The 21,527-nt window shown below is 74.2% G+C and carries 20 protein-coding genes; 17 read left to right on the top strand and 3 right to left on the bottom strand.

The features are described 5' to 3' along the window. Positions 1 to 28 precede the first annotated feature (28 nt). A complete protein-coding gene (locus ABZK10_RS15560; protein ID WP_353810196.1) occupies positions 29 to 460 on the top strand; it encodes a pyridoxamine 5'-phosphate oxidase family protein in 432 nt (143 codons plus the stop codon). A gap of 10 nt (positions 461 to 470) precedes the next feature. Here the strand turns inward: ABZK10_RS15560 and ABZK10_RS15555 are convergent, their stop codons facing one another. Further along, positions 471 to 962 carry a DUF3515 family protein gene (locus ABZK10_RS15555; RefSeq protein ID WP_353810195.1) on the bottom strand — a complete coding sequence of 164 codons (492 nt, stop codon included), beginning with the start codon at positions 960 to 962 and terminating at the stop codon, positions 471 to 473. Positions 963 to 985: 23 nt separating this feature from the next. On the opposite strand from ABZK10_RS15555, the gene thiL reads away from it, so the two are divergent. Next, positions 986 to 1,996, top strand: coding sequence for a thiamine-phosphate kinase (gene thiL, locus ABZK10_RS15550; protein ID WP_353810194.1), 1,011 nt, complete (start codon positions 986 to 988; stop codon positions 1,994 to 1,996). Here the strand turns inward: thiL and rsmD are convergent. Further along, positions 1,966 to 2,592 carry a 16S rRNA (guanine(966)-N(2))-methyltransferase RsmD gene (gene rsmD, locus ABZK10_RS15545; RefSeq protein ID WP_353810193.1) on the bottom strand — a complete coding sequence of 209 codons (627 nt, stop codon included), beginning with the start codon at positions 2,590 to 2,592 and terminating at the stop codon, positions 1,966 to 1,968. The two genes, thiL and rsmD, sit on opposite strands and share 31 nt — an antisense overlap. A gap of 47 nt (positions 2,593 to 2,639) precedes the next feature. Between rsmD and ABZK10_RS15540 the strand changes: the two genes are divergently transcribed. From ABZK10_RS15540 to ABZK10_RS15485, 12 genes are all read left to right on the top strand, one after another. Next, the gene (locus ABZK10_RS15540) at positions 2,640 to 3,566 is read left to right on the top strand and encodes a hypothetical protein (protein ID WP_353810192.1); all 927 of its coding nucleotides are present in this window, start codon (positions 2,640 to 2,642) and stop codon (positions 3,564 to 3,566) included. Next, a complete protein-coding gene (locus tag ABZK10_RS15535; protein ID WP_353810191.1) occupies positions 3,563 to 5,752 on the top strand; it encodes an ATP-dependent DNA helicase RecG in 2,190 nt (729 codons plus the stop codon). Before ABZK10_RS15540 ends, ABZK10_RS15535 begins: the two co-directional genes overlap by 4 nt. A gap of 52 nt (positions 5,753 to 5,804) precedes the next feature. After that, positions 5,805 to 6,296: a pantetheine-phosphate adenylyltransferase gene (gene coaD, locus ABZK10_RS15530; protein WP_353810190.1), complete on the top strand. Its 492-nt coding sequence runs from the start codon at positions 5,805 to 5,807 to the stop codon at positions 6,294 to 6,296. Positions 6,297 to 6,334: 38 nt separating this feature from the next. Beyond that, positions 6,335 to 7,309 (top strand): AAA family ATPase, encoded by a 975-nt coding sequence (locus tag ABZK10_RS15525; RefSeq protein WP_353810562.1) that lies wholly within the window; start codon positions 6,335 to 6,337, stop codon positions 7,307 to 7,309. Positions 7,310 to 7,313: 4 nt separating this feature from the next. Then, positions 7,314 to 8,663 (top strand): DUF58 domain-containing protein, encoded by a 1,350-nt coding sequence (locus tag ABZK10_RS15520; RefSeq protein WP_353810189.1) that lies wholly within the window; start codon positions 7,314 to 7,316, stop codon positions 8,661 to 8,663. Beyond that, positions 8,653 to 10,983: a transglutaminase TgpA family protein gene (locus tag ABZK10_RS15515; protein ID WP_353810188.1), complete on the top strand. Its 2,331-nt coding sequence runs from the start codon at positions 8,653 to 8,655 to the stop codon at positions 10,981 to 10,983. Before ABZK10_RS15520 ends, ABZK10_RS15515 begins: the two co-directional genes overlap by 11 nt. Before the next feature lie 11 nt (positions 10,984 to 10,994). Then, positions 10,995 to 11,558 (top strand): YceD family protein, encoded by a 564-nt coding sequence (locus ABZK10_RS15510; RefSeq protein ID WP_353810187.1) that lies wholly within the window; start codon positions 10,995 to 10,997, stop codon positions 11,556 to 11,558. 9 nt (positions 11,559 to 11,567) lie between these two features. Further along, entirely contained in the window at positions 11,568 to 11,771 is a 204-nt protein-coding gene (gene rpmF, locus ABZK10_RS15505; RefSeq protein WP_281886190.1) for a 50S ribosomal protein L32, read from the top strand. 34 nt (positions 11,772 to 11,805) lie between these two features. Then, entirely contained in the window at positions 11,806 to 12,510 is a 705-nt protein-coding gene (rnc, locus tag ABZK10_RS15500; RefSeq protein ID WP_353810186.1) for a ribonuclease III, read from the top strand. Positions 12,511 to 12,512: 2 nt separating this feature from the next. Continuing rightward, positions 12,513 to 13,427: a bifunctional DNA-formamidopyrimidine glycosylase/DNA-(apurinic or apyrimidinic site) lyase gene (mutM, locus tag ABZK10_RS15495; protein WP_353810185.1), complete on the top strand. Its 915-nt coding sequence runs from the start codon at positions 12,513 to 12,515 to the stop codon at positions 13,425 to 13,427. A gap of 70 nt (positions 13,428 to 13,497) precedes the next feature. Continuing rightward, positions 13,498 to 14,508, top strand: a complete 1,011-nt coding sequence (locus tag ABZK10_RS15490) for an SDR family NAD(P)-dependent oxidoreductase (protein ID WP_353810184.1) — start codon at positions 13,498 to 13,500, stop codon at positions 14,506 to 14,508. 21 nt (positions 14,509 to 14,529) lie between these two features. Continuing rightward, positions 14,530 to 15,336, top strand: a complete 807-nt coding sequence (locus ABZK10_RS15485; RefSeq protein WP_353810183.1) for a hypothetical protein — start codon at positions 14,530 to 14,532, stop codon at positions 15,334 to 15,336. Here ABZK10_RS15485 and ABZK10_RS15480 read toward each other — a convergent pair. Then, positions 15,331 to 16,395: a GNAT family N-acetyltransferase gene (locus tag ABZK10_RS15480; RefSeq protein ID WP_353810182.1), complete on the bottom strand. Its 1,065-nt coding sequence runs from the start codon at positions 16,393 to 16,395 to the stop codon at positions 15,331 to 15,333. The two genes, ABZK10_RS15485 and ABZK10_RS15480, sit on opposite strands and share 6 nt — an antisense overlap. Positions 16,396 to 16,532: 137 nt before the next feature. Here ABZK10_RS15480 and smc point away from each other — a divergent pair, with 137 nt between their 5' ends. Genes smc through ABZK10_RS15465 form a run of 3 tightly spaced genes read left to right on the top strand, consistent with a single transcriptional unit; the run spans position 16,533 to position 21,481 of the window. Then, entirely contained in the window at positions 16,533 to 20,036 is a 3,504-nt protein-coding gene (smc, locus tag ABZK10_RS15475; RefSeq protein WP_353810181.1) for a chromosome segregation protein SMC, read from the top strand. Positions 20,037 to 20,087: 51 nt separating this feature from the next. Continuing rightward, entirely contained in the window at positions 20,088 to 20,966 is an 879-nt protein-coding gene (gene ftsY, locus ABZK10_RS15470; RefSeq protein ID WP_286309692.1) for a signal recognition particle-docking protein FtsY, read from the top strand. Between the two features lie 20 nt (positions 20,967 to 20,986). Beyond that, the gene (locus ABZK10_RS15465; protein ID WP_353810180.1) at positions 20,987 to 21,481 is read left to right on the top strand and encodes a DUF2004 domain-containing protein; all 495 of its coding nucleotides are present in this window, start codon (positions 20,987 to 20,989) and stop codon (positions 21,479 to 21,481) included. Positions 21,482 to 21,527 lie beyond the last annotated feature (46 nt).

The following is a 21,527-nucleotide window of genomic DNA, read 5'->3' as shown; positions in this document are numbered from 1 at the left end:
GCCCTGCCCCGCGTGCCAAGATTGGGGTATGGCCGACAACGGAGGACCGATCGTCGAACTGAGCGCCGAGGAGTGCTGGGCGCTCCTGGTCGAGAACGAACTCGGGCGATTGGCGGTGTCGATCGCCGACCAGCCCGAGATCTTCCCGGTGAACTACGCCGCCGCCGACGGCGGCATCCTGATCCGCACCGCCGAGGGCACGAAGCTGTTCGGGGTGACGGTCAACCACCGGGTCGCCTTCGAGATCGACGATCGCAGCGAGCACGAGGGGTGGAGCGTGGTCGCGAAGGGCAACGCCCGCACGCTCGAGCACGAGGACGAGATCGCCGCGGCGGAGCAGGAACCGCTCACGCCGTGGATCGCGACCGTCAAGCGCAACTTCGTGCGCATCGAGATCGACGAGCTCACGGGGCGCCGGGTGCGCTTCGGCGCCGAGCCGGAGCCCGACTACACGATCTGAGCGGCGCGGGTCACTCGTCGAGCAGTTCGTCCGCCCCGACGCATGCGCGCTCGGCCGGCACGGACGAGACCGCCAGCGCCAGGTCGGTCAGCGCCGACGTGCCCGACGCGAGGTCGGAGTCGACGATCACCTCGGTCGCCGGGACCCGCCCGTAGGTGGTGAACACGTAGCGCGGCGCGTCGGCGTCGTCGATGATCCAGTCGACGCCGTTGACGTCGACGCACTCGAGCGTCGTCGGAGCGGGCGGCTCCACCCCGCAGCGCAGCAGCACCGCGGCGGGGTCGCCCCAGGCGCCGGTTCCCTGCGCGTCGGTCGGGCGCTGCGGCTGGCCCGCCACCTCGTCGGGCAGGCGCACGACGATGTCGGCGCATCCGGTGTCGATCGCGTCGTCCGCGGGCTCCAGCGCGACGGTGCGGGTGCACCCCGCGAGGGCGAGGGCGAGGGGGAGCCCGAGCAGCGCGGCGACGAGGGCCGCGGCGGGCCTCGAGGGGGAGGAAGGCATCCCGTTCAGGCTACCGTGAGTGCATGCCGCAGACCTCCCAGCCCTCGTCCGGCGCGGGCGCCTTGACGGTCGGCGAGCTCGCCGAGGCGGCGGTGCTCGCGCGCGTCGTCGCGCGCCTGCCCGCGGTCGACGCGGCGCACGTGGGTCCGGGCGACGACGCGGCGGTGGTCGCGAGCCCCGACGGCCGCTTCGTCGTGACGACCGACCTCATGGTGCACGGGCCCGACTTCCGGCTCGCGTGGTCGCGCCCGGCCGACCTCGGCTGGAAGGCGGCCGCGACCAACCTCTCGGACGTGGCGGCCATGGGGGCGCGGCCCACGGCCCTGGTCGTGGCGCTCGCCGCTCCCGCCGATACGCCGGTGTCGGTGCTCGAGGGCATCGCCGACGGGCTCCGCGAGGCGTGCGCGGCGCTCGCGCCCGGGTGCGGGGTGGTCGGCGGCGACCTGTCGGTGTCGGCGACGCTCACGATCGCGGTGACCGCGTTCGGCGACCTGGGCGGCCGCGCACCGGTGCTGCGCTCGGGAGCGCGCCCCGGCGACCTGGTCGCGCACGCGGGCCGTCGCGGCGAGGCGGCGCGGGGCCTCGCCCTGCTGTTCGCCGAGGGGGTCGACGACGACGGCGAGCCGGAGCCCGGGCGCGCCGAGGCCGTGCGGGCCGCGCACCCGGCGCTCGTGGCCGCGCAGCTGCGCCCCGAGCCGCCGGTCGCCGCGGGCGTCGCGGCCGCGCTGGCCGGGGCGACGGCCATGCTCGACGTCTCCGACGGGCTGGCGCGCGACGCCGCGCGCATCGCGGACGCGAGCGGCGTGGGCATCGACCTCGACGCCGCCGCGCTCGGGGCCACCGGCGGCCCGGTCGTCTTCGGCGCCGAGGACCACGGCCTGCTCGCGACGTTCCCGGCCGATGCCGACCTGCCCGACGCGTTCGACGTGATCGGGCGGGTGACGGCTGCCGCGGGCACGGTGTCCGTCGACGGCGGGCCCATCGAGCCGGTGGGCTGGGACCCCTACGAGGACTGGGACGGCGGCGCCGGCTGAGCGTCGACGTCGACCGCGGGAGGATCGCCCGCGGCATCCGCCCACCAGACCGTCGTCTCGCCGTAGTCGCGGCGCCGGTCGCGCTCGATGCCGAACGGCCACGCGGGCTCCGGGCTGCGCGCGCTGCGCTCGACGACCACGATCGCGCCCGGCGCGAGCAGCGGGGCGAGCGCCGCGAGGTCGTCGGCCAGCTCCCGTTCGCCGAGGTCGTACGGCGGGTCGGAGAAGACAACGTCGTACCCGCCCGTCGTGTCGTGCTCCAGGTGGCCGCGCACCGCGCGGGTGACGACCGACACCCGAGGCGGGCGGCGGTCGCGTGCCGCACGGAGCAGCGCGTCGGCGTTGCGACGGCAGACGCCGGCGGCCTGCCGGTCGCGCTCGACCAGCACGACGGACGCCGCGCCCCGGCTGGCCGCCTCGAGGCCGAGGGCCCCGGAACCGGCGTAGAGGTCGAGCACGTGCGCGCCGTCGAGCGCGTCGCGGGCCTCGAGGGCGGAGAAGATCGCCTCGCGCACGCGGTCGCTCGTCGGCCGGGTGCCCGACCGGGGAACCGTGAGTGAGAGGGAGCCGGCGAACCCGGCGACGATGCGCGTCATCGCGGCGAGCTTACCGATCGGCGCCCGCGCGCTGCCATGATGGAGGCGTGGATGACGAGACCGCCCGGACCCGTGCCGCGGACCAGCAGCTGCTCGATGCGATGTGGGACTTCGGTTCGCCGGAGGTGTCGGAGGAACGGTTCCGCGATGCGTCGGACGACGACTCGTACGACGCGCACCAGCGTGCCGTGATGGCGACCCAGCTCGCCCGCGCGCTGGGACTGCAGTCGAAGTTCGACGAGGCCGACGCCGTGCTCGACGCGCTGGCGGAGACCGGTGTCGAGCCCGCCGGCGGCGCGCACGCCGCCGTGGCGGACGCCGGGGGCGACACGGGCGACACTGGCGACGAGCCGGACGTCGAGCCGGACGTCGAGCCGCAGGGCGGGCCTGACGGCGAGCCCCATGACGACGAGGCGGCGACGGCCGCGCGGCGCGCGCGCGAGGCGGGCGAGATCCGCGCACGCATCGCGCTCGAGCGCGGTCGGCTCCGGGTCACCCGCGGCGCCCCGGCCGACGCGATCGGGCACTTCACCCGCGCGGTGCGCGAGGCCGCCGCCGCCGACACCACGTTCCTGGTGCTCGACGCGCTGCACATGCTCGCGATCGCCGACACGGGCCATGAGCGCGAGTGGGCCGAGGAGGGGCTCGCGCTCGTCGACCGCAGCGGCGACCGACGCCTGAAGCGCTGGGGCGTGGCCCTGCACAACAACCTGGGCTGGACGCTGCACGAGGCGGGCGACGCCGACGGGGCGCTCGCGCAGTTCGCGTCGGCGCTGGAGTTCGCCAACGCCTACGGGTCGGCCGAGCAGCGGCACGTGGCCCGATGGGCCGTCGGCCGGTGCCTGCGCACGCTCGGCCGCACCGACGAGGCGCTGCAGATCCAGCGGGAGCTCGCCGAGCAGCGCCCCGACGACACGTTCGTGCAGGACGAGATCGCCGCGCTCACCGGGACGGAGCCGACGGCCGGGGCATGAGCGCAGCGGATGCCCCGGGGCGGGCCGGTCTCGACACGAAGCTCGACGGGTTGCTCGGGGGCCGCACGTCGGGGGCACTGCGGCGCGCCTTCGGGCACGTCACCGCGGGTGACCTGCTCGGGCACTACCCGCGGCGCTACGCCCGGCGCGGCGAGCTCACGGCTCTCGCCGAGCTGCCGCTCGAGGAGAACGTCACGATCGTCGCGCAGGTGCTCGAGGTGCGCGAGCGGAGCATGCGCCAGCGTCGGGGGAGCATCGTCGAGGTGACGATCTCCGACGGTACGGGGGTGCTGACGCTGACGTTCTTCAACCAGAAGTGGCGGGCCGCCGAGCTGGTGCCGGGCGCGCGCGGCGTGTTCGCCGGGAAGGTGACGTCGTATCGCGGTGCGCGCCAGCTCGCGCATCCCGACTACGAGCTCTTCGAGGCGTCGGGCGAGGACCCCGACGCGAAGCGCTGGGCCGAGACGCCCATCCCCATCTACCCGGCGACGTCGACGGTCGCGAGCTGGCAGGTGCAGAAGGCGATCGGCCTGGTGCTCGACGCACTCGGGGAGGTGGCCGACCCCGTGCCGCCGGACGTGCGCGAGCGACGCGGGCTGCTCGGCCATCGCGCCGCGCTCGAGGCGATCCACCGTCCGGAGCACGAGCGCGACTGGTCGCGCGCCCGCGCGGCGCTGCGGTTCCAGGAGGCGTTCGTGCTGCAGTCGGCGCTGCTCGCCACGCGTGCCGAGCGCCGCGCGCACGAGACGGTGCGCCGCGAGGCGCACGCGGGCGGCCTGCTCGAGCGCTTCGACGCGGCGCTGCCGTTCGCGCTCACGGGCGACCAGCGATCCGTCGGCGCGGAGATCACCGCCGACCTCGACTCGGGCGTCCCGATGAACCGGCTGGTGCAGGGCGAGGTCGGCTCCGGCAAGACCCTCGTCGCACTGCGCGCCATGGTCGCGGTCGCGGAGTCCGGCGGGCAGACCGCGCTGCTGGCCCCGACCGAGGTGCTCGCCGCGCAGCACCTGCGCTCCATCTCGCGCGCGCTCGGCCCCGAGCTCTCGGCCGAGCTCATGCCGACGCTCGTCACGGGCCAGCTCCCGGCCGCCGACCGCAAGCGGGCGCTCCTGCGTGCGGCGTCGGGCCAGGCCCGCATCGTCGTGGGCACCCACGCGCTGCTGGGCGACACCGTCACGTTCGCCGACCTGGGCCTGGTCGTGGTCGACGAGCAGCACCGCTTCGGCGTCGACCAGCGGGAGGCGCTGCGGGTGAAGGGCACCGCGCCGCCGCACGTGCTCGTGCTCACGGCGACGCCGATCCCGCGCACGGTCGCGATGACCGTGTTCGGCGACCTCGACGTGAGCACCATCCGCGAGCTGCCCGCGGGGCGGCCGGGCATCTCCTCGTTCGTGGTCCCGCTCGCCGAGCGGCCGGGCTGGTTCGGACGGGTCTGGGCGCGGGTCGCGGAGGAGGTCGGGAAGGGCCACCGGGCGTTCGTCGTGTGCCCGGCGATCGAGGCGAAGCAGGTCGAGGAGGACGACGGGGTGGATGCCGGGGACGCACCGGTCCCCGAGGGCGCCGCACCGGTGCCGCTGGCCTCGGTGCTCGACGTCGTCCGGCGACTCGGGGAGGCGCCGGAGGTCGCCGGCCTGCGCATCGCGCCCCTGCACGGGCGGCTCTCGGCCGACGAGAAGGAGGCCACCATGCGCGACTTCGCCGAGGGGCGGCTCGACGTCGTCGTCGCGACGACGGTGATCGAGGTGGGCGTCGACGTGCCGGACGCCTCCACGATGGTGGTGCTCGACGCGGAGCGGTTCGGCGTCTCGCAGCTGCACCAGCTGCGCGGGCGCGTGGGCCGCGGCACGGTGCCGGGGCTCTGCCTGCTCGTGACCAACGCACCGGAGGGCACCGTCGCCAGGGAGCGCGTCGACGCGGTCGCCGGCACGACGGACGGCTTCGAGCTGGCCCGCATCGACCTCGAGCTCCGCCAGGAGGGCGACGTGCTCGGCAGCAGCCAGTCCGGCGGGCGGTCGTCGCTGAAGCTGCTGCGCGTGGCCCGCGACGGCGACCTCATCGTCGAGGCGCGCGGCCTCGCGCAGGAGGTGCTCGACGACGACCCGACGCTCGCGGCGCACCCGGAACTCGCGGCGGCCGTGCGCCATCGGCTCGACGCCGCGGAGTCGGAGTTCCTGAACAAGGCCTGAACCTGTCCACGGGGCCCTTCGCGGCGGCCCGGCGCGCATTAGTGTGGAGGACATGCGCAGGATCGCCGTGGTTCCCGGGTCGTTCGATCCCATCACGCTCGGCCACCTCGACGTGATCGAACGGGCCGCCGGGCTCTGGGACGAGGTGCACGTCGTCGTGGTGCACAACCCCGACAAGTCCGCCCTGCTGCCGATCGCGCAGCGCGTGTCGCTGCTCGAGCAGGCCATCGCCGACGCCGACATCGCCGGCGAGGTCGTCGTGGCGTCCTGGAGCGTGGGCCTGCTCGTCGACTACTGCACCGACGTGGGCGCCTCGGTGCTCGTCAAGGGCATCCGCTCGCAGGTCGACGTGGCCTACGAGACGCCGATGGCGATCGTGAACCGCAATCTCGCGGCGGTCGAGACCGTGTTCCTGCTGCCCGACCCCGGCAACGCGCACGTCTCGAGCTCGCTCGTGCGCCAGGTCTCCGCGCTCGGCGGCGACGTCGCGCCGTACGTGCCGCCGGTGGTGGCGGAGTACCTCCAGGGAGCGTCGCGGGCATGAGCGGCGACGGGATGCACGCGACGGTCGCCGGCCCCCGGATGCCGGCCGACTCGGTCGGCGAGTCCGCCCAGCGCATCGTCGCCAACGTCGAGGCCGTCATCGACGGCAAGCACGAGGCCGTCACCCAGGCGCTCACGGTGCTGCTGGCCGAGGGGCACCTCCTCATCGAGGACGTGCCCGGCGTGGGCAAGACCGTGCTCGCGAAGGCGCTGGCGCGGTCGGTGGACTGCTCGGTGAGCCGCGTCCAGTTCACGCCCGACCTGCTGCCGTCCGATGTCACGGGCGTCTCCGTGTTCGACCAGGCGAACCGCGAGTTCGCCTTCAAGCCGGGGCCGGTGTTCGCGAACATCGTCATCGGCGACGAGATCAACCGGGCGAGCCCGAAGACCCAGTCGGCGCTGCTGGAGTGCATGGAGGAGCACCAGGTCACGGTCGACGGCGTGACCTATCCGCTGCCCGAGCCGTTCACCGTGGTCGCCACCCAGAACCCGATCGAGATGGAGGGCACGTACGCCCTGCCCGAGGCGCAGCGCGACCGGTTCATGGCGCGCATCTCGATGGGCTACCCCGACCACGCGAGCGAGCTCGAGATGCTCGGCACGCGCGAGACCTCCAGCCCGCTGGACGCGGTCGAGGCCGTGGTGTCCGACGCCGACCTCCGGGCGATGATCGTCGCGGTGCGCAACGTGTTCGTGTCGATGCCCGTCAAGGAGTACGCCGTCGCGATCGTACGAGCGACCCGCGACGACCGCGAGCTGCGGCTCGGGGCGAGCCCGCGCGCGACCCTCCAGCTGGTGCGCGCGGCCAAGGCGCGTGCGGCGATGCACGGGCGCGACTTCGCACTGCCCGACGACGTCGATGCGCTGGCCGGGCCCGTGCTGGGGCACCGCCTCGTGCCGACGAGCCGGGCGCTCGGCCAGCACCACAACGACGCCGAGCTGCTGGTCGCGGAGATCGTCGAGCGCATCGTGCAGGCGACCCCGATCCCCCTCGGGGCGTCCGCGGGGAAGTGACCCCATGACGGGCGGTTCCGGAGCGCGCCTGGCCGACTGGCCGAGGCCCACCCGCCGCGGAGCCGTGCTGATCGCGGCCGGCGTCATCGTCTTCCTGAACGCGCTCGTGCTCGATCGGCGCGACTTCATCCTGTTCGGCCTCATCGGCATCGCCGTCCCGGCGGTCGCGCTCGCCTTCGTGGCCTGGCGCGTGCCGCGGCTCGACGTCACCCGCAGCTTCGTGCCCGGGGTGGTCGCGGCGGGCGGCACGACGACCGCGTCGGCGACGGTGCGCAACCGCGGGCGGCGCACCCTCGACGGCGCCCGCTGGCGCGACCAGGCGGCGCACCTGGAGACGCCGGCCGAGTCGGTGCTGCCGCCGCTCGGACGCTGGGAGGGCGGACCGGCGGGCGGCGGCGACACCGTGCGGCTGGAGTACACGCTGCGGCTGCCGCGGCGCGGCGTGTTCGCGGCCGGTCCGTTGCGGGTGTCGCTGTCCGATCCGTTCGGCCTCGCCCGCATCGAGCGCGGCTACGGGCGCTCCCACGACCTCGTCGCGACCCCCCGGGTGACCTCGCTCGGTGCATCCGCCGGCGGCCCCGCCAGCCTCGACGGGGTGCTCCTCGAGCTCCAGCGGCAGTCCCACCCGAACGCCGACGAGCTCATCGCGCGCGAGTACCGCCACGGCGACCCGCTGCGACGCGTGAACTGGCCGGCGACGGCCCGTCACGGCGAGATCATGGTGCGCCAGGAGGAGCAGCGCAGCGATCCGGATGCCCGGATCATCGTCGACACCGCCCTGCACGGCCGCGGCCGCACGTCGTTCGCGGTCGGCGAGGACCGGTACCACCACCCGTTCGAGCTCGGGGTGGAGATCGCCGCGTCGGTGGGCGTCCACCTGCTCCGCGGCGGATTCCGCGTCACCGTCTCGGAGACCGGGCCGAGCCAGCTGGAGCCCGGCCCGCGTCGTCGCGCGGGCGGGCTGTTCGGGGACGCGCCCGTCGAGTACCAGGGCGGCACCGGCGAACGGGCGCTGCTGGAGGGGCTCGCGCACCTCGCGAGCCCGGGCACGCGCACGGCGACGGGGGACCGGTCCGGCGCGCCCCACGACGACCCGCGTCGCGTCGGCGGCCGGGCCCGGCGACCCGCGTTCGCCGTGCTGGTCGACATCGCCCCCGACGAGGCCGCCGCGCTCGCCGTCATGCGCCCGGCGTTCGAGCCTGCCGTGGCGTTCGTGCTGGAGACGGTCCGGGGCACCCTCGTCGGCGACCTCGAGGACGCCGGGTGGCGCTGCATCCCGGTCCGCTCGGCGCAGGACATCCCCACGGCGTGGCATGCGGTGGCCCCCGAGCAGGGAGCGGGCGATGCGGCCTGAGACCCCGCCCCTGACCGTGCTGCAGTCCGCGGCACTGGTCGCGTCGGCCTTCGGGCTGACCGCGGTCGCGCTGACCGCGCTCGGACCGCTGCTGGCCGGGAGCGCCTGGTGGTGGCTCTGCGCACTCGTCGCGGCGAGCGTGTTCGCCTCGGGGCTCGGCCTGCGCATCCTCCGCACCCCCGCGTCGCTCGTGCCGGTGCTGCAGATCGTGGTGCTCGTGGTGGTGCTCACGGTGCTCTTCGGCGCCGGCACCGCCATCGCGGGCATCGTGCCCACGGGCGCGACCTTCGCGCACTTCGGCGAACTCGCGTCCGCCGGGCAGGCCTCGATCGTGCAGCAGTCGACGCCCGCGATCGCCGTGCCGGGCATCCTGTTCGTGCTGTCGCTCGCCACGGGACTGGTGGCGGTCGTCGCGGACATCGTCGTCATCTCCCTCCGCGTCCCGGCGATGGCCGCGATCCCCGCGCTGCTGCCGGTCGCGGTGCCCGGATTCATCGTCGAGGGCGGTACCGACTTCTGGACCGTGCTGCTCACCGGTGCGACCTACCTGCTGCTGCTGCGCGTCGACGTGGCGGTGCGGCGCCGGGGCGAGCTCGCGGTCGACCCCGACGACGTCGCCGCGCCGCGCGTCACCGCACCGCACCGCACCCCGGGCTCGTCGACCGTCGGCGCCACCCTCGGGCTGGCGGGCGTCGGCCTCCTGGTCGCGGCCGTGCTCGCCCAGGCCACCCCGAGCATCACCAACCCGTACCTGTTCGGCACCGGCGACCGGGGGCCGCTGTTCTCCCGCGGCGTGAACCCGTTCATCGACCTCGGGCAGGACCTGCGCCGGCCGGAGCCGCTCGCCGCGCTGCACTACTCGACGACGGGCGGCGAGCGGCCGTACTTCACCCTGCTCACGCTCGACCGGTTCGAGGGCGACGTGTGGTCGGCGACCCAGGCGCCGCTCGTGGAGGACCAGACGGTCGACGACTTCCCGTCCCCGCCCGGCCTCGACCTCGGGGTGGCGCGCAGCCTCGTGCGCACCACGGTCGTCGTCGACTCGGTCGTGACGACCTGGCTCCCCGTGCCCTACCCGGCGCGCTCCGTGCAGGGACTGCAGGGCTCCTGGTTCTGGGACGCGGAGTCGCTCGCGGTGGCGAGCGCCGACGACGACACCGCAGGCCAGCGCTACGTCGTGACCCACCTCGACCTCGACCCGACGCCCGAACAGCTCCGCACGGCCAGCCGGGCGCTGCCCGACGAGATGGAGCGGTTCCTCGAGCTGCCCGGCGGGGTGCCCGACATCATCGGCGAGACGACCGCCGAGGTGACCGCGTCGGCGGGATCGCCGTACGACGCGGCCGTGCTCATCCAGCGCTACCTGCGCAGCTCGGAGTTCTCGTACTCCACCGAGTCGCCGGTCGAGGAGGGCTACGACGGCGGCAGCTTCGACGTCATCGCCGAGTTCCTCGAGGTCAAGGAGGGCTACTGCGTGCACTTCGCCTCGACGATGGCGGTGATGGCCCGGGAGGCCGGCATCCCGTCGCGCATCTCGCTCGGGTACACGGGCGGCACGCGCGGCACCGGCGCGCTGGCCGGCGAGGCGCGCTACGACGTCGACACCCACGACCTGCACGCGTGGCCCGAGCTGTACTTCGAGGGCATCGGGTGGATGCCGTTCGAGCCGACGCCCGGGCGCGGCTCCGTGCCGGACTACTCGCGCGTCTCGGTGCTCGGCGATCCCGGGGCGACGACGGCGCCGACGCCGGGCGCGTCCGCACCCGCGACCGAGGCCGGCCCGGCGATCCCCGACGACCCGACGAACGGCTCCGCGGCGGGCGCGGCGGCCGATCGCGCCGCGCCCCTCGCGCGACTGGGCCTCGGCGTGCTCATCGTGGCGCTCCTGCTCTCGATCCCGGCGGTCGCCCGACGTGCGGTGCGCGCGTGGCGTCGTCGTCGGGCCTGGGACGGCACGGATGCCGCTGCGGCGGCGTGGTCCGAGGTGGAGGCGACCGCGACCGACCTCGGCGACCCACCGCTCGTCACGGAGTCGCCGCGCGGGTTCGCGGCGCGCCTGGCCGCTCGCGACGGACTCCGCGACGACGCGCAGGCGCGTGCGGCGCTCGAGACGCTCCTCGGGGCGGTCGAGCGGCACCGGTTCGGGCGGCAGGCGGTCCGGCCGGACCATCCGCTCACGCGCGACCTCGACACCGTGGTGCGCGCCCTCGAGCACGGCGTGCAGCCCGCCGAGCGGTTCCGCGCCGCCGCCGTGCCCGTCTCCCTGATGCAGCGCCGCGAATCGCCGATGCGCGGCCGCGAGCGCCCGGCGGACGCGTAGACTCTGGGCTCGTGGCATCCACGAGCACCCCCTACCGCATCGACATCCGCGACCTGACCGGGCGTCCCGGCCAGATGCGCGAGCAGCGCATCGAGGCGTTCGCGCCGGAGGCGCTGGGCGAGGGCCTGGTCTCGGTCGGGGCGGGCGATCCGATCACGATCGACGCGCGGCTGGAGTCCGTCCACGAGGGCATCCTCGCGACCGCGGAGGTCGACACGACGGCCACCGGACAGTGCGGACGATGCCTGCGCGACATCTCCCTGCCGGTCGAAGTCGAGTTCCAGGAGCTTTTCGCGTATCATTCCGGTGAAGCTTTCGAGTATGAGGTTCAAGACGACCACGTGGATCTTGAACCGCTCATCCGCGATGCGGTGGTCCTTGCACTGCCGTTCCAGCCGGTGTGCCGGCCGGATTGCCCGGGTCTCGACCCAGAGACCGGGCTTCGGCTGGAGGAACACCCGGAACTCGCCGCGAGAGAACACCGCGACCCGCGGTGGGACGCGCTCGCGGACTTCGAGGCTTCCACGGACCCTGGCACGGACACGTCCTCCGATGCCGACCAGCAGAGAGATTGAGAGAGAGTCATGGCTGTTCCCAAGCGGAAGAAGTCGCGCGCCAACACCCACGCGCGCCGCTCGCAGTGGAAGGCGCAGGCCCCTGCGCTCGTGAAGACCGTCGAGAACGGCAAGGTCACCTACAGCCTCCCGCACCGCGCGAAGGTCGTGGAGGACTCGGCCGGTACGCCGCTGTTCCTGGAGTACAAGGGCCGCAAGGTCGCCGACGTCTGATCGGCAACTGCTCGCTGACGACGAACGACCGGTGGTGACGGAGCGGAGCCCCGAGGAGACGGCGAGTCTCGACGCGCTGCAGCGCACGCTGCAGGTCGAGCTCGACCCCGATCTCCTGCTGCTCGCCCTCACGCACCGGTCGTTCGCGTACGAGCACGGCGGCATCCCGACGAACGAGCGCCTGGAGTTCCTGGGCGACTCGATCCTCGGGCAGGCCGTCACGGTGTCGCTCTACCGCGATCACCCCGACCTCGACGAGGGCGACCTCGCGAAGCGTCGCGCCAGCCTCGTCTCGAGCGTCGCGCTCGCGGAGGTGGCGCGCACCATCGGCCTCGGCCCGCACATCCGACTCGGTCGCGGGGAATCGATGACCGGCGGCCACGACAAGGCGTCGATCCTGGCCGACACGGTGGAGGCGATCATCGGCGCGACCTTCCTCGACGCGGGTCCGGATGCGGCCACCGACCTGGTGCTCCGGCTCGTCGGCCCGTTGATGGCCGATCCCGATCGCTTCGGCGCGGCCATGGACCCCAAGACGAGCCTGCAGGAGATCGCGGCACGCCGCGGCGCCACGGCGCCGGCGTACACGGTCACCGAGTCGGGCCCCGACCACAACAAGGTCTTCGCCGCGACGGTCGCCGTCGGCGACCTGGTCACCGGCACCGGGTCGGGCACGAGCAAGAAGCAGGCCGAGATGGCCGCCGCGCTCGACGCCTGGACGCGCATCACGGCCGACTGAGCATGCCGGAGCTGCCCGAGGTCGAGGTCGTCCGGGCGGGCCTCGCGCCGGCCGTCACCGGCTCACGAGTCCTCGGCGTCGAGGTGTTCGAACCCCGGTCGCTGCGGCGCCACGACCCGGCGTCGGGCCCCTTCGACGAGCTGCTCACCGGCGCCCGCATCGAGGCGGCCGTGCGGCGCGGCAAGTTCCTCTGGATGCCCCTCGACACCGGCCGTGCCCTGCTCGCGCACCTCGGCATGAGCGGCCAACTGCTGCTGCGCACGCCCGATGCGCCGCTCGTGCCCCTGCTGCGCGCGCGCCTGCACGTCTCGTCCCCGCGGCACGGCGACCTCGCGATCGACTTCGTCGACCAGCGCATCTTCGGCTCCCTCGCGGTCGAGCGCCTCGTGGAGACCGACGACGGTGCTCCGGCCGGGTACTCGGGTGATGCGGGCGAGGCGGATGCCGCGTGGCGCACGCGCCTCCCGGTGCCCGTCGCCCACATCGCCCGCGACCCGCTCGATCCGGCGTTCGACGACCGCAGGTTCCTCGCCGCCCTCGCCACGCGGCGCACGGGTGTCAAGCGCGCGCTGCTCGACCAGAACCTGGTCAGCGGCATCGGCAACATCTACGCCGACGAGGCGCTCTGGTCGGCGCGCGTGCACTACGACGAGCAGGCATCGGCCGTCGGGCCGGTGCGTTCACGACGCCTGCTCGCGGCCGTGCGCGAGGTGTTCGAGCGCGCGCTGGCCGAGGGCGGCACGAGCTTCGACGCCCAGTACGTCAACGTCAACGGGGCATCCGGCTACTTCGCCCACTCGCTGAACGCCTACGGGCAGCAGGGCCGCCCGTGCCCGCGCTGCGGCACCCCGATCGTGCGCGAGCAGTTCATGAACCGGTCGTCGCACCGCTGCCCGCGCTGCCAGCGCAGGCGCTGACCGCGGCAGCGGGTAGCATCGCAGGCGTTCGACCCTGCAGCGCTCCGCACACCACCGGGACGGAACCGAGATGACCCCACCCGAGCACCCGACTCACGAGCCCGAGCACTTCGCGGACGTCGTGGCCGGGCTCCCACGCCTGGAGGGCCGCACCGTGGCGGTCACCGGTACCACGAGCGGTACGGGCGCGGTCTTCGCGTCGACGGCGGCGTCCCTCGGCGCGCGCGTGGTGCTGCTGAACCGCCCGTCGCCGCGGGCGGCCGCGTCCGCCGCGTCGCTGGAGGTGGCCGGTGCGGAGGTCGTGCCGATCGCGTGCGACCTGCAGCGTTTCGAGAGCGTGCGCCGGGCCGCCGCCGAGGTGGCGGAGTCGGTGCCCGACGGCATCGACGTGCTCTGCAACAACGCCGGCGTGATGGGGCTCGCCGACGTCGCCACGGCAGACGGATGCGACGTGCAGATGCAGACCAACCACCTCTCGCACTTCCTGCTGACGTCCCTGCTCTGGCCGCTGCTCGCCGCGGCGGCCGAGGCACGGGGGGAGGCCCGCGTCGTCAACCACTCGAGCGGTGCACGCCGCGGGGCGCCGCTGCGCGCCGAGTACCTGGAACCCCGGGGCGGTGACCTCGGCGGCGACGGGTTCCCCGGGTTCGGGAAGTGGCGGAGGTACCAGCAGTCGAAGCTCGCGAACCTGCTCTTCACCTACGCGCTCTCCGACCGCATGCCCGAGGCCGACCGCCTGCGTGGCATGAAGTCGGTCTGCGCCCATCCGGGGCCGACGGACTCGGGCCTGCAGGCGAAGGCCGCTGGCGCGGGCGGCACGCGCCTCCTCGACCGCGCGATCCTGCGACGCACGCTCCGGGTCGCCCACTCGGTCGAGGACGGCACGATGGGCATCCTCCGCGCGTCCTTCGAACCGGGCGTCGATGGCGGGCAGTTCTTCGGTCCCGCCGGGCGGGGCGAGCCCGGCCCCGCCGTCCTGCTGCCGCCGGAGCGCGACCCCGACGGCGAGCGGCTCCTCTGGGACGTCAGCTCGAGCACCACCGGCGTGGCGGACTTCTTCGGCGGCGACAGGGTCGCCTGACGGCTCCGGGATCCCGTCGACGTGCTCGGTCTGCCCTTCTTCCACCGCCGCGGCGACCTCGTCATCCGCGAGGCTCCCGCGGATCGCGTTCCCGTCGCGGTGTTCGAGGGCCGCGTTCCCACGTCGCGGGAGCGGAGACAGATCCTCGCGACGGGACTCGGAGTGCACCTCGTCTCGGTTCCCCGCGAAGCCGCGGGGCTGGAGTTCCTCCGCGACTTCCATGGCCTCACGAGCCTCGGCATCGTCGGCGTGGATCTCGACACCCGGTCGGTCTCCGGTCTCGGTTCGCTGCGCGATCTCGAACTCACCGTGCCGGGAGCGCCCGAGACCGATCTGTCGTCGTTGCCGCACTTGGAGCGCTACTCGGGGCTCCTGCAGGGCTTCGAGTCCGTGCTCGACGCCCCGGCGCTCGCGCACGCGTCGTTCGCCGAGACCTGGCGCGGCTCCCTCCCCAGGCTTCCTGCCTCGCTCACGTCGTTGACCCTGACCGCTGCCCGCAACGTGTCGTCCATCGCAGTCGACGGCCCCGAATCCCGCCTGTCGGAACTCGTGATCGAGGGCGCTCGGCGCTTCGATCTCGGTTCGCTCCGCGACCTGTCCGAACTGCGGATCGTGTCGCTCGCGCGGGTCGGACTGGTCCAGGGCGTCGCGACGCTGCCGGCGCTGCCGATCCGCGAGTTGGGGATCCTCCACTGCCGTGGAATGGACGAGATCGATCCGCTGGCCCGCATCTCGGACGCCGAGGTCACGGTCGTCGGCACCCTCGGAGCGTCGCTTCGCGCGGTCGCGGAGCGGAGCAGTGCCCGCTGGATGTTCTCCGGGTCATAGCCCCGGGGCCCCGTCGTCGACCCGACGCTGCCACGCCGCCGAGTACGCGGCCGTGCGGAACCCGAGCGCGATGTTGATGGCGAGCATGTGCGCGTTCTCGTCGGCGTTCCAGGTGTAGACGCGCGTCCGCTCCGGCGCGGTCTCGGCCAGCGCGCGATGGTTCGCCTGCTTGACCCGCAGGCCGAGGCCTCGGCCGCGGTGGGCGGCGACCACGAGCGTGTCGCCCTGGTAGGCGCAGGACTTGTCGTGGGGCAGCTCGAGCTCGGTGTACCCGGCGACCGCGCCGTCCTCGGCCACCGCGGCCGCGACCAGCAGCCCGTCGCCGCTCTCGGCGCGCTGGCCCTCGAAGGTGCGCACCCGGTCGGCGTCCCAGTGCTCGGGGTCGATCGTGAGGTCCGCTGCAGGCACGTCGAGCGCCATCCGGGTCTTCGCCGCCGCGTACGCGTCGACGAGCTCGTCGGGCGCGTGCCCCGACCACGTGACCAGGCGGTACCCCGCGGCGGGCTCGGGTTCCGGCACGTCGCCGGCCCCGACGTCGAGCACGCTCATGCGCTCGACCTGCCCCAGCTTGTAGCCGTGGCGGGTGAAGAAGGCCGCGCGCGGGTCGGCGGCGGGCACGACCGCGTCGCCGACGGATGCCCCGAGGCGCGGCCCGTCCACGTCGAGCGTGGCGGCGGGGTGGTCGCTCCAGCTGATGAGCACGCGGCGACCCGCCTCCAGCGCGATGCGCTCGCACTCGGCGAGCAACCAGGAGCCGATGCCCCGGCGCCGCTCCGCCGACGGAACCAGGCCGTAGAGGATCGCTGTCTCGGCGTCCTCGCCCGGCTCCCACTCCACGACGGCGGCACCGAGTGCGTCGTCGCCGTCGAGCGCGAGCAGCGGCACGCGCCGCACGTACTCGGAGCGATAGCGGGGGAGTACCGTGCGCGCGTCCTGCGTGAGGTCGTCGTGCCCCCAGAGCTCGGCCTCGACGTCGCGCATCAGCGCGACGTACCGCTCGAAGCCCGCCGCATCCGCCGTGCCCAGCCGCTCGGGCACGTGCACCCGCTCGATCCGCATCGACCGCTCCGTCCCGCCGCGCGACCGCGCAGCCGACGAGCTTATCGCCTGCGCGGATCGCGGGGAAGAGTCCGGTACCGTAGTCGCGGGCGATCCGCCGGCCGGACGGGTCGCGGTTCGTCAACCGGGGGAAGCACGTGTACCTGAAGAGCCTGACCCTCAAGGGGTTCAAGTCCTTCGCACAGCCCACCGTCTTCGCCTTCGAGCCCGGCGTGACCTGCGTCGTGGGCCCGAACGGCTCCGGCAAGTCGAACGTCGTCGACGCCCTCGCCTGGGTCATGGGCGAGCAGGGCGCCAAGACCCTCCGCGGCGGCAAGATGGAGGACGTCATCTTCGCCGGCACCTCCAGCCGCGGGCCGCTCGGGCGTGCCGAGGTGTCGCTCACGATCGACAACAGCGACGGCGCGCTGCCGATCGAGTACACCGAGGTGCAGATCAGCCGCACCCTGTTCCGCAACGGCACGAGCGAGTACGCCATCAACGGCGAGGCGTGCCGCCTGCTCGACGTGCAGGAGCTCCTCAGCGACTCCGGGCTCGGCCGCGAGATGCACGTCATCGTCGGCCAGGGCCAGCTCGACAACGTGCTGCACGCGAGCGCGGACGACCGGCGCGGCTTCATCGAGGAGGCCGCCGGCATCCTGAAGCACCGGCGGCGCAAGGAGAAGACGCTCCGCAAGCTCGATGCGATGCAGGCGAACCTGACCCGCCTCTCCGACCTGGCGGGCGAGATCCGCCGGCAGCTGAAGCCGCTCGGACGTCAGGCCGAGGTGGCGCGCCAGGCGCAATCGATCGCGGCGATCGTGCGCGACGCCCGTGCGCGGCTGCTCGCCGACGAGGTGGTGGGCCTCCGCCGCACCCTCGACGCCCACTCCCGCACCGAGGCGGAGCGGCACTCGGAGCGGCTCGTGCTGCAGGACCAGCTCGAGCAGCGGCAGGCGCGCGTCGCCCGCCTGGAGCAGGCGCAGCAGTCGGTCGCCGTCGACGACGCGCGCCGCGTCGGGTTCACGCTCGAGTCGGCGCAGGAGCGCCTGCGCGGGCTGCACACGCTGGCGAACCAGCGCCTCGCCCTGCTCGGCCGCGACGCCGAGGAGCCGGATGCCGCCCCGACCGTCTCGCAGGCGGCCATCGACGACGCGCGGGCCGAGCTCGAGCAGGTGCGCGCCGCCGTCCAGGCCGCGGCGACCGGCCTCGAGGACGCCCAGCGCGCCACCGTCGCGGCGCGCCACGCACTGGACGCCACCGACGAGGACGTCGCCGCGCAGAGCGCCGCCGTCTCCCGCTACGACCTCGAGCTCGCGGCCCTCTCGGGGCGCGCCGACACCGCCGCCTCGCGTCTCGCGACCGTGCGCGGCGAGGTGCTCCGCCAGGAGAACGCGCTCGCCGCGGCGTCCGACCGCGCCGCGATCGCGACGACCGCGCTCGCCGAGCTGGAGCAGAACGCCCCACTCAGCCAGGACGGCGAGACCGACCTCGACGAGGCGTACGAGCTGGCCCAGGCGGCCGTGTTCGAGGCCGAGGGCGAGATCGAGCGCATCCGCGAGGCACTGCACGTGCGCGAGCGCGAGCGCGACGCGCTGACCGCGAAGGTCGGCGCGCTCTCGCTGGCGCTCGACCAGCGCGACGGCTCGGCGGCGCTGGTGGCGGCGGGCCGGCCCGGCGTGCGCGGCCTCCTCGCCGAGCACGTGCAGGTGCAACCCGGCTTCGAGGCGGCGATCGCCGCCGCGCTCGGCACCCTCACCGACGCGGTGCTCGTCGACGATCGCGATGCGGCGCTGGACGCCCTCGCCCACGCGCGCGGCAACGACCTCGGGCGCGTCGAGCTCGCGCTCGCCGAGGCGACCACGGCGCCCGCGGTCGCCGACGTGGACGGGCTCACCCCCGCGGCATCCGTCGTCACCGGCCCGCCCGGCGTCGCGGCGCTGCTCGCCCGCACGGTCATCGCCGACGACGTCGACGCGGTGCGGGCGGCGTCGGCGGCCCTCGACGCCGACGACGTCACCGTGGTCACGCGCGACGGCGCCGTGATCGGCCGCTACGTCATCCGCGGCGGTTCGGGCGAGGGGCGGAGCCGCATCGAGCTGATCGCCGAGCGCGACGCCGCCGACGCGCGCCTCGGCGAGGTGCGCTCCGAGCTGGAGCGGCGACGGTTCGAGCTGGGCGAGCAGCGCAGCGCGCACGAGACCGCGAAGCAGCAGTCGGCGCAGGCGCTCACCGCGCTCCGCGAGTACGACGCCCAGCTGGCCGCCCAGACCGAGCAGCTGAACAAGGCGCGCGTCACGGCCGACGCGGCGACCGCAGAGACCGAGCGGCTCGCCGAGTCCGCCCGCACCGCGGCCGAGCGCGTCGCCGAGGCCGAGCAGGCGTCGGTCGCTGCCAAGGACGCGCTCGAGGCCGCGCGTGCGACGCCCCGACCCGTGCTGGACCTGTCGGCGCGCGACGCCGGTGCCGCGGCACTCGAGGCTGCGCGCGAGCAGGAGGTCGAGGCCCGGCTCGCGCTCGAGACCGCGCGCGAGCGGGTGCGGAGCGAGGAGGGCCGCATCGCCGGGCTCGAGCGCCGGCGCGAGGCCGAGCGCCGCCAGGCGGAGGAGGCAGCGCGTCGCGCGGTCATCCGGCGCCGCCAGTACGAGGCGGCGCGACGGGTCGCCGACGCGCTGCCCGCCGTGCTGTCGTCCGTCGACGCATCCGTGTCCGAGGCGCGCATCCGGTTGGCACGGGCCGAGGAGGAACGGGCCGGCCAGAACGAGGAGCTGAACGCGCTGCGCCGCGACGAGGCGAGCGTGCGCGAGCGCCTGCAGTCGATCACCGAGGACGTGCACGGGCTCGAGCTGCAGATCTACGAGAAGAAGCTGCATGTCTCGTCGCTGCTCGAGCGCGCCCAGTCGGAACTCGGCCTCGCGGAGGACGTGCTGGCCGACGAGTACGGTCCCGACCAGCCGGTGCCGAGCGACGAGGAGGACGGCGAGGACGCGCCGTTCGACCGCGCCGTGCAGCAGCGGCGCCTGAAGGGCGCGGAGCGGATGCTCGCGCAGCTCGGGCGCGTGAACCCGCTCGCGCTGGAGGAGTTCGCCGCGCTCGAGCAGCGACACGCCTTCCTCACCGAGCAGCTCGCCGACCTCACGAAGACCCGCGCCGACCTCGTCACGATCATCGAGGAGATCGACCGCAAGATGGTCTCGATCTTCCAGGCCGCGTTCGAGGACACCCGCGCCGCGTTCGGCGAGGTGTTCCCGGTGCTGTTCCCCGGCGGCACCGGCAGCATCGCGCTCACCGACCCCGACGACCTGCTCACCAGCGGCATCGAGGTCTCGGTCAAGCCCGCCGGCAAGAAGATCGAGCGACTCTCGCTGCTCTCGGGCGGCGAGCGGTCGCTCGCCGCGGTCGCGCTGCTCATCGCCATCTTCAAGGCGCGCCCCAGCCCGTTCTACATCCTCGACGAGGTCGAGGCGGCGCTCGACGACGCGAACCTCGGGCGCCTGCTGACGGTCATCGAGGAGCTCCGCGACGACAGCCAGCTCATCGTCATCACCCACCAGAAGCGCACCATGGAGATCGCCGACGCGCTGTACGGCGTCTCGATGCGCCAGGACGGCGTCTCGGCGGTCGTCGGGCAGCGCGTGCGCGAGGAGCGCGCGAGCGCCTGAGCCGCCCGCGCACGGACGGCGCCTGCGGTCCGAGACCGTAGGCTGGTGGCCATGGCAGAACGCGCATCGTGGTCCCTCGGCGCCCGGCTCCGCAACGTCTTCCAGGCGCGGGTCATCGACGAGGACACCTGGGACGACCTCGAGACCGCGCTCATCACCGCCGACTTCGGTCCCGACCTGACCGAGGAGATCGTCGAGCACCTCCAGGCGCAGGTCGAGCGCTACCGCACGACCGATCCGCGCGACGTGCAGCGGATGCTCCGCGAGACCATCGAGGAGCGCCTGTCGAAGTACGACCCCACCCTGCGCCTCAGCGAACGACCCGCGGTCGTGCTCGTGGTGGGCGTGAACGGCGTCGGCAAGACCACGACGATCGGCAAGTTCGCCCGGTTCCTCGGCACCTACGGGCGCAGCGTCGTCGTCGGCGCGGCGGACACGTTCCGCGCGGCCGCCGTCGACCAGCTGGCGACCTGGGCCGAGCGCGCGGGGGCCGAGGTGGTCCGCCCCGAGCGCGAGGGGCAGGACCCGGCCGCGGTCGCGTTCCAGACCGTGGAGCGGGCCAAGCGCGACGGCATCGAGATCGTGCTCATCGACACCGCGGGGCGCCTCCAGACCAAGGGCGGGCTCATGGACGAGCTCGCGAAGGTGCGCCGCGTGGTCGAGAAGCAGGCGCCCGTCGCCGAGGTGCTGCTCGTGCTGGACGCGACCACCGGGCAGAACGGCCTCGCGCAGGCGCAGGCCTTCATCGAGCACGCGGGCGTCACCGGCCTCGTCATCACCAAGCTCGACGGGTCGGCCAAGGGCGGGTTCGTGCTGAACGTGCAGGACCGCACGGGCCTGCCGATCAAGCTGATCGGCCAGGGCGAGGGCATCGGCGACCTGACGGGCTTCACCCCGCACGTCTTCGCCCAGAACCTCATCGGGGAGTAGCGTCGGAGCAGGGGGTGGAGATGTCCATCGAGCACGAGTACTTCGGCGTCGTCGGCGGTGACGGCGGGTCCTACTGGTCGGAGGTCGTCGACTGCGGCGACCAGTCGGTGGAGGTCGTCCTCCAGGTCGACGACGACGAGCCCGCCGAGGAGGCGCTGGACGTCGCCGCGGGCATGGTGAGCGGCATCGAGGACCTCGACGCCGACGTGCGCGAGGCGTTCGTCGCCGAGCTGGCGCGCGCCTCGACGCCGACGTCGCGGTTCCTCGCGCTCGTGCAGGAGGTGCTCGAGGCCGAGGAGATCGAGGACGCGATCGCGCGCGAGTCGGGCGACCGCGAGATCGACATCCTGCGCTCGCTGGTGCTGGAGCGGGTCGAGTTCCGTCCGGCCAACGGCGGGCAGGACGAGGCGTTCGCCGTGTTCGAGTACTCGTTCGCCGCCGACGACAACGACGCGCGCCTCATCGCGACGGTCGATCGCGACTCCGACGTCGTCGACGTCGTGCTCGAGTCCTGAGGCGGCAGCGGGCGGCCGATCCGCCCCACCGTCTCGCGTAGACTTG

This window comes from Agromyces sp. SYSU T00194, from assembly GCF_040496035.1.
GTDB classification, from domain to species: domain Bacteria; phylum Actinomycetota; class Actinomycetes; order Actinomycetales; family Microbacteriaceae; genus Agromyces; species Agromyces chitinivorans.
Note: the sequence above shows the minus strand (reverse complement) of the source record. Positions and strands in the feature narration are given on the sequence as shown.